The following is an 11,971-nucleotide window of genomic DNA, read 5'->3' on the forward strand; positions in this document are numbered from 1 at the left end:
TCTCCTCCTCACTCGCCGGCGAACGGCCCCACCTCGTCCACCGGGGTCACGGAGTAATCGACCGTGAGCGTGTCTTGGGTGGCCCGAATCTTGCCCACGAACGTCGAGATGTCGGTCAGTTCCCCTTCGAGGATGAACAGTTCCATGCAGTAGTGGTCGCCGACGTGGTTGTGGACGTTCGAAGTCACCAACCCGTCGTACTCGTGGCGCAGTTCCATCATGCGCTGTTCGACGCCGGAACTCTCGTAGTTGAACAGCACTGTGACGACGCCCATCAGGTCGCGGTCCTCTAACTTCTTGTCCTCGAACTCCCCGAGTAGGTTCCGGGCGGCCTCGCGGAAGACCTCGCTCCGGCCGGTGTAGCCGTGTTCGTCGGCGAAGTCGTCCACGCGGTTCAGCAGTTCGTCCGGCATCGAGATGCTGACGACGGTCATGCTGTTAAGTCGGCGCTGTTAGGTTAATAGCTCTTATTACTATCGTCGGAATCACCCGGACCTAATTGCTAACTCTGCCGGCGGTTCGGATTCGACTCGCCGTTTCGAGTTCGATAGTTCCGTTCTAAGACAACTCCGTATTTGTTTCGGAATTATAGATGCGTTCGAGACGTTTCGTTACAATTGCATCGTCGAAGGGCGAGTGAAGTGGCGTCCCAAGGAGACCGGTCACTCGTCTCTCTGCATCGCCTGCGGGTCGCCCAGAATCCCCCACGGCCGGTAGGTCATAATCACGATTACCAACACCCCAATCACGAGCAACCGGAGGTTCGTCACGACGCTCTCGAAGGGCACGAAGTCCCGGAGGAACCGGGGCAGTTCGAGTAGAACAGCGAGCAAAAGCCCGCCCAGCACCGCGCCGCGGTTCGTCCCGCTTCCGCCGACGATGACCGCGATGTAGATGTAGAACGCCCACCGAGGACCGAACTGGCTCGGCACCAAGAAGTTGAGTTGGAGGGCGGTAATCGTGCCCGCCGCGCCCATCACGGCGCTCCCGAGGACGAAGCTCTGGGTCTTGTAGGTGAAGGTATCCTTGCCGACGCTCTCGGCGACCGTCTCGTCCTCGCGGACCGCCTTCAGCACCCGGCCCCACGGACTCTCGACGCCGACCTCCAGCAACCAGTAGGTCACGCCCAACAGCACCAGCGCGACCCCAAGCAGGAGGAGGTTCGAGTAGTCCAGCGCGAGGAGGGGGTTCGAAACCGAGAGGCCTCGCGCGCCCATCGTTAGCCACTCCTCGTTGGTCAGCACCAACCGAATCACCTCCGCCAGTCCCAGCGTGGCGATGGCCAGATAGTCGTCCCGGAGCCTGAGCGTCGGAATCGCAATCAGGAGGCCCACCGCTCCCGCCGCGAGCGCGCCCGCCAGAACTGCGGGCGCGAGCGGGAGCGGGACGCCGGCAACGTCAACCCAGAGGTAGGGCAGGTTCAGGCCGAGGGCGGTCGGCGCGCTCGGCGGCTTGGTCACGATTGCGGCGGTGTAGGCTCCGATGCCCCAGAACGCGGCCACGCTGATGTTGAACAGGCCGGTGTAGCCCCACTGGAGGTTGAGACCGAGCGCCAGAATCATGTAGACCACCGCGAACGTGGCGACGTTGACCAGAAAGGCCGGGAGGCCGGTCAGCCCCGCCAAAATTATCGGTTCGCTGGTCATCCCCACCGCCCTCCCGCGATGCCGTCGGGCTTGACCAGCAGGACCAGCACGAGAATCAGAAACGAGACCGCGGCCCGGTAACTCGCGCTCACGCCGGGGATGGCGATGGACATCTCTTGGGCGATACCGATGACGTAGGCCCCAACCATCGCGCCGTAGGGGCTTCCGATGCCACCGAGGATGACCGCAGAGAACGCGACCAGCAGGATGTTGAACCCCATCCGGGGCATGATGACGCCGGTCTGCATCCCCAAAAAGACCCCGCCGACCCCGGCGAGCGCGCCGGAAAGCCCCCACGTCGCCCGGAGGACGCGCTCGGTGTCGATGCCCGTCACCTTCGCCAGCGAGCGGTTGTCGGCGGTGGCCCGCATCGCCACGCCCATCGTGGTCCTCGTCAGGAACAGGTGGGTCCCGAGCGCGAACAGGGCCGCCACCGCGACGATAGTGAGACCGTCCTGCGTGACCCGGAGTCGGAGGAGCAGGTCGTAGCCCGCAATCGGAATCGTCGCGTCCACGAACTGGATGCCCCGCCGGAGAGGAAGCCCCAGCGAGCGCAACTGGTTCGACCAGACGATGCGGATGGCGCTTCGCAGGACCAGCGCGACCCCGATGGTCACGATGAGGAGGACGATTGGCGACGAGTTGCGGTGGCGCACGAACAGCAGTCGGTCGAGTACGAGACCGACGAGTGCCGTCGCTACGATGCTCACGCCGATTGCCGCGACGAAGGGCAGGCCCAGCGTCACCTTGGCGACGAAGGCAGTGTAGGCCCCGATTGTCAGGAGTTCGCCGTGGGCGAAGTTGGCGAAGTTGCCGATGCCGTAGAGCAGGGAGAGACCCACCGACGCCAGCAGGACGATGCTCCCGAAAATCACCCCGTTGGCGAACAACTGGAGGAGGCTAGCCATCGATTTCGCCTACTCTCCCTGCGTGGTGGTCGCGTCGGACTCCTGCTCCACGTCGAGGAAGCCCTGCATCCGGTAGTCGCCGTCCTCGAACCGCCACCACTTGTAGGTGCCGGGGACGTCGCCCTCCTCGTTCAGGTCGATGGACCCCGAGACGCCCGAGTAGTCGATTTGGTTGCCCGCGGCGAGTTCTTCTTTCGCTGTCTCGAACGACGAGACGGTCGTTCCCTCGGGGCGCGAGACGGGATAGATGGACTCCCGGAGCGCCGAACTGCTGAACTCGTCGGCGGACTCGATGGCGAGCGCCGACAGCAGGGTGGCATCGTAGGAGTAGGCCGCCCACACCGACGGTTGGGTGTCGTAGCGACTCCGGAACTCCGAGACGAACGAGTCCCACGCATCGGTCTCCGTCGGCGCGCTCGGGGTCGTGCCTATCATTCCGTCCAGCGCCCTCGCTGGGACGTTCTCCCGAATCGGCTCTGCCAGCGTGCTTTCGGCCCCGATGTACTGGTACTGGTCCTTGATGCCCATCTCGAAGGCTTGGCGCGCCATCGTGGTGAACGACTCCGGATAGGCGACGAACATGATGGCGTCGGGGTTGCCTTGGGTCGCCTGATTGAGTTGCGGGCGATACGACGCCTGCCCGGAGTTGTACGGCACGGTGTTGGTGATGGTGCCCCCTGCGGCCTCGAAGCGGGACTGAAGCACGTCGGCGAACCCGCGGCCGTAGTCGTTGTTGACCAGAATCACGGACGCCGACTCGATGCCTTGGTCGAGCGCCAACTGGGCCATCGCCGCGCCCTGAAAGGCGTCGGAGGGCGCTGTCCGCAGGACGTAGCCGTTGTCGTCCAGCGTGGTAATCTGGGGACTCGTGCTGTGCGGACTCACCTGCACGACCTGATTCGGTATTGTGACCGACCGCGCGATGGCGACGGTGACGCCGCTGGACACCGCGCCCATCAACAGCGGAACGCCCTCCTGATTGACTAACTTCTGGGCCGCGCTCACGCCGGTCTGTGGCGCGCTCGCGGTGTCCTCTAGCGACACCCGCAGTTCACCGCCGTCTTTCAGGCCGACCGAGTTCACCCGGTCGAGCGCCAGATTCATCCCGCGCTCGTGGCGCGACCCGTAGACCGCGAGGTCGCCCGAGCTAGAGACCGCAGACCCGATTCTGTACGTCTGTCCCTGCTGTAGCACGCCGGTCGTAGTCGCTGTGACGCCGCCTGCACCGAGCGCCTTCAGCACGGTCCGGCGCGTGGTATGTGTTTTCATTTCCCCCACCAACCGTATCCCTCAACCCTCTCTACCTAATACCCTTCGGTGCCACGACACGTTCGAGCGACGAGAGTACGGATAAATCCCGGCTTACGTGTCACGACGGGCGAAAATTGGATGGGTTGGTCTCGACTCGTCCTCGGCGCGCGGTTCTGCGCGTTCGAGGTCCTCGGTCCCAGCGACTATCTCCTGCTTCCCGGCGGCCGGTGTCGAAGAAATAACTCCACAATTGCTAAAGCCAACGTTACCTATTCTAAAAGTGGTTGCTTATTTCTCACTGCTCCGGCTTCGGTGCTGTGAACGGCGTCGTCGCGGGGTCCTGCTGTCGTTCAGTGGTGTTGCCCGGTTTGCGGGTCAGTTCCGCATCCGGGCCAACAGCGCGGCGGCGAGCAGTGCGACCAGCGTGACGCCGACGCCGAATCCGGGCACGTCGGGTGCCCTGTCACCGAGGCCGCCGTCGTCGGACTTCGTGACGCTCAACTCGGCGGTCCGGTCGTTGACTTCGATTGTGTGGTTGCCCCCGGCGTCCACCTTCTGGACGAAGGTGACTTCGACCGTCTCGCCGCCGGGCACTTCGACTGTCCTCGTCGCTACCTCCTCGCCGAACATGGTCAGCGTGACGTTCTGTTCGCCCGTCTCGCCGCCGGTGTTCTCGACCGTCGCGGTGATTTCGACCGTTTCGCCCGCCGAGATGGTCGATTCGTTCAGCGAGATGCCGGCGACCGCGGTGTCGGCCGGCAGAGTCTCTTTGACCGTGAGGTCGCCCGCCGACGCCCCGCCGACCGCGACCTCGTAGCTACCGGTGGCCGGGGCGGTCCCGGTCAGGGTCACTTGCTTCGTCTCGTCCGCTGGCACTTCGACCGTCTCCGAGGCCGCCACGCTCCCGTTCAGCGTGAGGTTCACCGTCGCGGTCCGGGCCGAGGACCCGGCGTTCTCGACCGTCGCAGTGGCGGTCACGTCGTCGCCTTTCGCCACGGTCTGGGTGGCCAGTCCAGCCTCGGCGACCGACAGCGAGTCGCTCGCGCCGACCGCGAGCGTGCCGAGACTGTTCGTCGTCGCCTTCAGCCGCATCGCGTCGTCGGTGGTCTTCACGACCGTCGCGTTCAGTTCGGTCCACCCCTCCGCCGAATCGTGCTGGTAGACCGACACGTCGTCGGCCGAGGCCAACGCGCCGACCGCGGACCGCTGGACCGTGAACTCGACCGTCGCGTTCTCCACGCCCCTGTCGAGGTACTTGGCGTCCGTCTGGAGATAGGCCAAGGCCTCGTCAGCGTCGGTCAACTGCGGCACCCCGTCGGGCGACTCGGCGCTCGCCGCGGTCTCGAAGACCACGTGGGAGTCGTCTCGGGCGATGTCCACCGCCACGCGCTCGAACTGGACGCCGGTCTCGTTGGCGGCCTCGCTGGCGGGCAGGGTGGCCGTAATCGTCTCGTCGGACCGGGCGTTCCGCACGTCGATTTCCGCGGCGTTGGCGTCGGTCTGCTGGATTTGCTTCGAGACCGGCGGCGGACCGAGGCTGACGCTTCCGCCACCGCCGCCACCTCCTCCGCCGCCGCCGCCTCCGCCACCGGTCGCGGCGCGCTCGTCCCGTTCAATTTCGACCTCGGCGGTCGCGGTGTCGGTCCGATTCGTGTCGTCCACGACTGTCACCGTCGCGTTGTAGGTGCCGCCGTCGCCGTAGGTCGTGGTGACTCGGGGCGTCGAGGCGTTCGTAGTCCGGTCGATTTGGCCGTCGCCGTCGAAGTCCCAGCGGTACTCTACGACCTCGCCGCTGGCGTCGTTGGAGGCGCTGGCGTCGAGCGTAACTTGCTCGCCGGTCTCGGTCGCGTTGGCCGGGGCCGAGAGCGCGGCGCTCGGCGCGTCGGTGACGTTGACGGTGTACTGGCCGGACGCGATTTCGTTGCCCGCTGTGTCGCGGGCCACGACCCAGACCGTCGGCGTGCCAGTGGTCTCGAAGCGATGGGTCACGCTACTCTCGAAGGTCTCGGTCGCTCCGGCCTCGACGGTCTCGCGCTCGCCGTCGCTGAACCGGTAGGTCACGCTCGCCACGGTACCGTTGTCCGCGACCCGCGAGGAGACCTCGAACTCCTCGGTCGCCGAGACCTCCGAGGGCACCGAAACGTCGGTGACGGTCGGGTCCTCGCTCGGCAGGACCGTCAGCGGGACGGTGATGTTATCGACGTTGCCCGCGCCGTCCTCGACTTCGAGGGTGACGTTGACTTCGCCCGCAGAGCCGTAAGCGTCCTCGAACGTCGGGTCGGTGGTTTCGGCGTCGAAGCCGTCGCCGCCCGCGTAGTCCCAGCGGTAGGTCCGGATGCCGCGGTTGTCCGTGCTATTGCGGGCGTCGAAGGTCAGAGGCGCACCGGCCTCGACCTCCTCGGGGAGGGTCGCTCTCGCGGTGGGTGATTGGGTGTCCTCCTCGACGATTTCGACGCTCATCGTCTCGGTGTCGGTGTTGCCCGCGGGGTCGGTGACCTGCACCGAAACCTCGTAGGTGCCGGGTTCGTCGTAGGTGTGGCCGACTCTGGCGTCGCCGGTGCCGTTCGTCCCGTCGCCGAAGTCCCACCGGTACTCGCCGGTGAGTGCGCCGCTGTTGTCGGTGCTACCGGTCGCGTTCAGGACGATTCGCTCGCCGACGACGTGGTACTCGGGGAGGCCCCGGTCGCCGGGGTCCACGTTCAACCTCGCGGTCGGGGGTTCGTTCGGGTAGACCTCGACCGGAATCTCGGCCCCGTCGATGATACCGCCGGACGTTTCGACGGTCACGCTCGCCGTCCCGCTCTGCGAGGAGTTGTAGGTGTGGGTGACGCTCGGGTCGGTGGTGTTCAGTTCGGTCGTGCCGTCGCCGTCGAAGTCCCAGCGGAAGACCTCGACGCTCGCGTCCACGCTGGCGGTGAACGTCACGGATTCGCCGGCCTCTGGCGGGTTGCCGGTCGGACTCGGCGTGGCGCTGAGGTCTGTGTTCGGACAGTGGCGGCCCGCCTCGATGACGAGTTCACGGCTCATGTCGAGGCTCAACTGCTCGCCGTTCGTACTCCCGTCGTAGTGGCGGACCTGCCACGCATCGATGTTCGTGAACGACGACGGCGTGATGACGGTCTCGCGTCCGCCGAGGTTGTGGAAGCCGCGGTAGGCACCGCCGTCGGTGCCGCCCGACCCCCAGACCCAGTTGACCTCGAAGCGCCGGCCGTCCCGACTCGGCCGAAAGCTTTCGAGCGGTCGAGACGAGTACTCGGCCTCTTGGTGGCCGTATCGCGTCCCGCTGGCGTCGTAGTACTCGTCGTCCATGTTCTCGCGGGGGTACATGTCGTCGATGTACGCCCACTCGCCGTTGGGCAGGTTCTGGAAGGTCCAGTCCGCCGCGCCGCCGCCGGGCGCGGGCCGGAAGAAGCCGTCACCGGGGCCGTGTTCGCCGTTGTAGGGGTTGTGCGAGGCCGTACCGGTGGTCTCGTACAGTCGGTCGTGGCGGACCACGAGACTGACCTCGCCGTTGGGGTTCTGGTAGAAGAACATGTGACTCTCGCCGTTCTCGGACCAGTTGTAGAGACCGTAGGTACCGTAGTCCCACCCCTCGTTCCGGTACTGGTCGTTGAGGTACGGCGCGTAGTACTCGGTCTGGCCGACGGCGTGTTCGCTCCCGTCGGGGTAGTACCGATAGCGATAGTCCATGATGGACTCGATGGACTCGAACCCGTCCCAGTCGGGGTTCCGGAAGGGACCGGTCACGTCGGCCTCCCGAGGCTCCTCGTAGTCCTCGACTGCTCCTCTGACTTCGACTTCTGGCTCCATTTTCGGATGGTCGTAGGTGAACGCGCGGACCTCGTGGCACACGCCGGCTCCGGGTTGCCGAACCGTGTACCACGGGCCGCCGTGGTCCGCGCTCGCGGTGCCGACCAGTCCGACGATGCCCGTCGGGAGCGCCGACGTGACCAACAGCACCGTCAGCGCTACGCTCAGTATCGTGGTTTTATCGGTATCCATTACGCTACTGAGCTACCGTATTCCGGTATTTCCCTTTGTTATGGACTCTCTGGCCGGTATTCTGGAGCCGGCTAACGTCCGAAGACCGGACGTACCTGTCAGACAGCAGTTGGGTAACGGCCGATAGGAATCGGTTACGTGGTGTCCTCGCGGTGGATGAACATAGGAAATTGTTTTTATAAGAATTGTATTGCTGTTCGAAAGCATCATCTGTATTTTCGACATTTCGCTCGGTCGCGTCTCGGCCCCATCGATTAACCTCCTCGGCGTCGGACCCAGTGGCATGGTCGAACGCGAGTTCGGAGAGGCCACGGTCGTCTACGACGACCCGCACGACGAGGACCCGAGCGAACTCACCGTCCAGAACGAACACGTGGTCTACTTCCAAGACCACTGGTTAGTCAGGACCGGCGAGGACGACGACGGCAGAGACACGGTGCGGCGCATCCCCTCGGAACGGGTGTACTACGTCGAGCGCGAGGTCGAGCGGTTCGAGGACGAGGCGGCCACCCTGAAAGACCAGTTTCAGGAGGAGTTCGAGTCGGTCGCCAGCGACGTGGAGGACAAACTACCGACGGGGTAGCGCGAATCGGGGTGACTGTTTTTGAGGTCGTGAGTCGTTGCGTCGGTGGGATTTGTTGTATCGGCGGCTGAGAGTGTTGTGTCGGTAGGTGGCGAATGCTGTGCCGGGGGACGAGAGTGTTGTGCCAGCAGGTGCCGAAGGTGGAAAGGGAAAGGGAGCTAGTTTCAGGCTTGAGCCTCGGCGTTACCGCACAGCACCGCGACCGCGGGCCACACCCTCCCCAACCGATTGCGCTTCTCGGCTTCGCCTGCGATGCTCATCCACCGGCAGACAAACCGCGTCTGCCGAGCAGTCGGTCGTCGTCCGAGAGCGATGCTCTCGTGATCACGAAAATCTTCGATTTTCGAACGACTCCGCTCCCGACGACCTCGCGCGGTTGGCGGGGCCACAAGAGGCCCCGCCAGCACGCGCCGAGATTACTGTAAAATCCGTGTAATTTCTGAAAGCCTGCTCAGTAATCTCGCTTGATTTCCATCCCGTTCTCCGAGAACTCCGTCCCGTCGAGTGTCAGACTCTCGGTGTCGGTGTAGACGCCGACGAGGTTGTTCGTGACGATGCTGTCCGTGATTCGAACGTCGGTGGCCCGTTCCAGTCGGACGCCGTAGGCGTTCGAGAACGTCGTCACGTTCCGAATCGTGGCCGACCCGCCGGTCACGAGGAGACCCGAGTGCCAGTCGTCAACTTCCACGTTTTCGACCGTGACCTCCTCGGCGTCCCGGACGTGGACGCCCTTGGTGTGGCTTACTCCTCGGCCGTCGATGCGGTGGTCGCCGCCGTCGAAGGTCACGTCGTCGGCGGTAATCGTGATGCACGCCTTCGAGATGGCGGTCTTACCGCCGTTCTCGATGTCGGTCGTGAGGACGTACTCGCCGGGTTCGTCGATGGTGGTACACGAGTCGATGCCGGTCGGTGCCTGCTTGCTCGGACTCACTGCGCCGGACGGGACTCCTCCGGCCGGCCCCGCGCCGGATGGAACTGCGCCGACGACGGCCGACCCGCCGACGGCCACCGCGACTGCGACGAGGAGGACGCCCAATCCGCGTGCGTCTCGAACACTCATACTCCGGGCCACGACGGAGGGGTAGTTATACCCTCGCGGCGGTTCGACGCCGAACTGCCGCGAACGGAACGGTAAGGAGGGACTAATGGAGCGAACGGGAACCGTGTTCAGGGCCTCTGGCAGGCGCTATCCGGCGCGCGCCGGAGACCGGCGACGACCGACTGCTGGTCCGCCGGGGCGCGTTCGTTTGACTGTCAATCCGATACTGCACTCGCGGCCATCAGCGACCGTCGGTGCGGCACTCCTCGCAGACGGCCACTTCGGCCGAAATTGGTCCGTCCTTCGGAGCGACTGGTAAGACCGTTATCGGAACGTACTCCCGGCAGTACGCACAGCGTTCGATGGCCGCGATTCCCGTGTCCATACCTCTCCCGTCAAACCCATACTACTCAAATTTTACTCTGGCTGTCAACCTATAGAAATAAATCTTCTGGCCACCTGTTGGAAAAACAAGGACGGAATCGCGTGGAACGCAAGCCGTTTGTTCGTGGCCCGCTTAGCCCGCGTAGTGACCGATTCAGACGACCAGACGGGAGACGAGACGGCCGACTCGGCCCCCGAACGCGAGGCCGACCCTGACATAGCAGGCAACTCCTCGGCGTCCGACGACGCCGCCAACCGCGCAGACCGCGCAGACCGCGACTCCGCCGATGCGGGCGACGATGCCACCCGCGAGGAGGCCGAGGACTCGTCCGACACGGTGGACGTGGAGGATTTCCACGATGCAGTCGAGGAGTTCGGCAGGCCGGTCGTCACCGCCGAGGAAGTCGCCCGCGCCCTCGACTCCTCGCAGGCCGAGGCCGACGACGCGCTGGCCGGCCTCGCCGAGGGCGACAGCAAGGGCGTCGAGCGACTCGACGTGTCCAACGACCCCGTAGTCTGGTACCCGACCGACTGGGGGAAACTCGCCGACCGGGAGCGCGTCGTCGTCTTCCCCAAGCGCAGAGAACTCGTGGTGGACCAACCGACCCAGTTCACTCGGGCGCAACTCTCGCAGTTCGCTCACCTCGTGGACACCACCCGAGACGGCGGCTACATGTACGAAATCCGCCAAGAAGACGTGTGGTCAGCGCCCTTCGACGACTTCGAGGACCTCATCGGCACCGTCCGAGACGTGCTTCCCGACCGGTCTCCTCACCTCGAGGAGTGGATAGAGAGCCAGTGGAAGCGCGCCCGCCAGTTCGTCCTCCGGACCGACGACGAGGACGGCTACGTCGTCCTCGAAGCCGCAAGCGAGGACCTGATGGGCAACGTCGCCCGCCAGAAGTTGGACGCGGGCCAGTTGCGCGCTCCGCTCTCGGACACCGAGAGTTGGGTCGCCGAGGAGGCCGTCGCCGAGGTCAAGCGCCTCCTCTACGAGGCGGGCTACCCCGTCAGCGACGAGCGCAATCTCGAAACCGGTGAGGAGCTAGACGTGGACCTCGGCCTCGAACTCCGGCGCTACCAGCAGGAGTGGGTGAATCAGTTCGTGGAGCAGAAGGCGGGCGTCCTCGTCGGCCCGCCGGGAAGCGGCAAGACCGTGGCCGGGATGGGCGCAATCGAGGCGGTCGGCGGCGAGACGCTGATTCTGGTGCCGGGAAGGGAACTCGCAAACCAGTGGCGAGAGGAACTGCTTTCTCACACCACGCTCGCGCCGGACCAAATCGGCGAGTACCACGGCGGCCAGAAGGACGTTCGCCCGGTCACGATTGCGACTTACCAGACCGCCGGGATGGACCGCCACCGCCAGCTTTTCGACCAGCGCGAGTGGGGTTTAATTATCTATGATGAAGTTCACCACGTGCCGTCGAAGGTCTTCCGCAGGTCGGCGGAACTCCAGAGCAAGCACCGCCTCGGTTTGTCGGCCACGCCGGTCCGCGAGGACGACAAGGAGGAGGAAATCTTCACCCTCATCGGCCCGCCCATCGGGACCGACTGGGACGCGCTGTTCGAGGCCGGATACGTCCAAGAACCCGAGGTTCAGATTCGATACGTCCCGTGGGACGACGAGACCTACCGCCATGAGTACGGCACCGCGGAGGGCCACGAGAAGCGCCAAATCGCCGCGAGCAACCCGGCCAAGTTGGACGAGATTCGCCACCTGCGGAGTCGGCACCCCCACGCCAAGACCCTGATTTTCGTGGAGTATCTCGACCAAGGCGACGAGTTGGCCGAGGCGCTCAACGTCCCGTTCATCTCGGGCGAGATGCGCCACGCCCGCAGACAGCACCTACTGCAGGAGTTCAAATCCGGCGAGCGCGACACGCTGGTCGTCTCGCGGGTCGGCGACGAGGGCATCGACCTGCCCGACGCCGAACTGGCCATCGTGGCGTCGGGCCTCGGCGGGTCCCGGCGACAGGGCGCACAACGGGCCGGTCGGACGATGCGACCGACGGGGAGCGCCCGGATGTACGTCCTCGCCACGCGGGGTACGACCGAGGAGGACTTCGCCCGTCGCCGGATGCAACACCTCTCGGAGAAGGGAGTCCGCGTGACCGAGCAGAGTGCCGAGGCGGTCGAGGACCGCCGGCCGTAATCCGGC

General features: G+C 65.1%; 9 protein-coding genes. 2 read left to right on the plus strand and 7 right to left on the minus strand.

Features of this window, described 5'->3' with window-relative positions; translation table 11 throughout:
• Positions 1–8 precede the first annotated feature (8 nt).
• The 5 genes from P2T57_RS17150 to P2T57_RS17170 form a co-directional block, all read right to left on the minus strand.
• Complete coding sequence (locus tag P2T57_RS17150) at positions 9–434, minus strand: CopG family ribbon-helix-helix protein (RefSeq protein ID WP_276302350.1); 426 nt, start codon at positions 432–434, stop codon at positions 9–11.
• A 228-nt stretch (positions 435–662) separates the two neighbouring features.
• Positions 663–1,646: a branched-chain amino acid ABC transporter permease gene (locus P2T57_RS17155; protein ID WP_276302351.1), complete on the minus strand. Its 984-nt coding sequence runs from the start codon at positions 1,644–1,646 to the stop codon at positions 663–665.
• Positions 1,643–2,554 carry a branched-chain amino acid ABC transporter permease gene (locus P2T57_RS17160; RefSeq protein WP_276302352.1) on the minus strand — a complete coding sequence of 304 codons (912 nt, stop codon included), beginning with the start codon at positions 2,552–2,554 and terminating at the stop codon, positions 1,643–1,645. The genes P2T57_RS17155 and P2T57_RS17160 overlap by 4 nt, the downstream gene beginning before the upstream one ends.
• A 9-nt stretch (positions 2,555–2,563) precedes the next feature.
• Positions 2,564–3,823: an ABC transporter substrate-binding protein gene (locus P2T57_RS17165; protein WP_276302353.1), complete on the minus strand. Its 1,260-nt coding sequence runs from the start codon at positions 3,821–3,823 to the stop codon at positions 2,564–2,566.
• Between the two features lie 357 nt (positions 3,824–4,180).
• The gene (locus tag P2T57_RS17170; RefSeq protein ID WP_276302354.1) at positions 4,181–7,807 is read right to left on the minus strand and encodes a PKD domain-containing protein; all 3,627 of its coding nucleotides are present in this window, start codon (positions 7,805–7,807) and stop codon (positions 4,181–4,183) included.
• Between the two features lie 283 nt (positions 7,808–8,090).
• Between P2T57_RS17170 and P2T57_RS17175 the strand changes: the two genes are divergently transcribed.
• Positions 8,091–8,390 (plus strand): hypothetical protein, encoded by a 300-nt coding sequence (locus P2T57_RS17175; protein ID WP_420028556.1) that lies wholly within the window; start codon positions 8,091–8,093, stop codon positions 8,388–8,390.
• A gap of 451 nt (positions 8,391–8,841) precedes the next feature.
• Here the strand turns inward: P2T57_RS17175 and P2T57_RS17180 are convergent, their stop codons facing one another.
• A complete protein-coding gene (locus P2T57_RS17180) occupies positions 8,842–9,450 on the minus strand; it encodes a right-handed parallel beta-helix repeat-containing protein (RefSeq protein WP_276302355.1) in 609 nt (202 codons plus the stop codon).
• Positions 9,451–9,670: 220 nt separating this feature from the next.
• Positions 9,671–9,814 (minus strand): hypothetical protein, encoded by a 144-nt coding sequence (locus P2T57_RS17185; protein WP_276302356.1) that lies wholly within the window; start codon positions 9,812–9,814, stop codon positions 9,671–9,673.
• A gap of 144 nt (positions 9,815–9,958) precedes the next feature.
• On the opposite strand from P2T57_RS17185, the gene P2T57_RS17190 reads away from it, so the two are divergent.
• Positions 9,959–11,965: a DEAD/DEAH box helicase family protein gene (locus P2T57_RS17190; protein ID WP_420028557.1), complete on the plus strand. Its 2,007-nt coding sequence runs from the start codon at positions 9,959–9,961 to the stop codon at positions 11,963–11,965.
• Positions 11,966–11,971 lie beyond the last annotated feature (6 nt).

Origin of the sequence: Halorussus lipolyticus (assembly GCF_029338375.1) — an archaeon.
GTDB lineage: Archaea > Halobacteriota > Halobacteria > Halobacteriales > Haladaptataceae > Halorussus > Halorussus lipolyticus.

What these genes read in the sequence shown, in the direction of transcription:
- P2T57_RS17150 (WP_276302350.1), bottom strand. Translation starts at nt 434, where the DNA reads ATGACCGTCGTCAGCATCTCGATGCCGGACGAACTGCTGAACCGCGTG.
- P2T57_RS17155 (WP_276302351.1), bottom strand. Translation starts at nt 1,646, where the DNA reads ATGACCAGCGAACCGATAATTTTGGCGGGGCTGACCGGCCTCCCGGCC.
- P2T57_RS17160 (WP_276302352.1), bottom strand. Translation starts at nt 2,554, where the DNA reads ATGGCTAGCCTCCTCCAGTTGTTCGCCAACGGGGTGATTTTCGGGAGC.
- P2T57_RS17165 (WP_276302353.1), bottom strand. Translation starts at nt 3,823, where the DNA reads ATGAAAACACATACCACGCGCCGGACCGTGCTGAAGGCGCTCGGTGCA.
- P2T57_RS17170 (WP_276302354.1), bottom strand. Translation starts at nt 7,807, where the DNA reads ATGGATACCGATAAAACCACGATACTGAGCGTAGCGCTGACGGTGCTG.
- P2T57_RS17175 (WP_420028556.1), top strand. Translation starts at nt 8,091, where the DNA reads ATGGTCGAACGCGAGTTCGGAGAGGCCACGGTCGTCTACGACGACCCG.
- P2T57_RS17180 (WP_276302355.1), bottom strand. Translation starts at nt 9,450, where the DNA reads ATGAGTGTTCGAGACGCACGCGGATTGGGCGTCCTCCTCGTCGCAGTC.
- P2T57_RS17185 (WP_276302356.1), bottom strand. Translation starts at nt 9,814, where the DNA reads ATGGACACGGGAATCGCGGCCATCGAACGCTGTGCGTACTGCCGGGAG.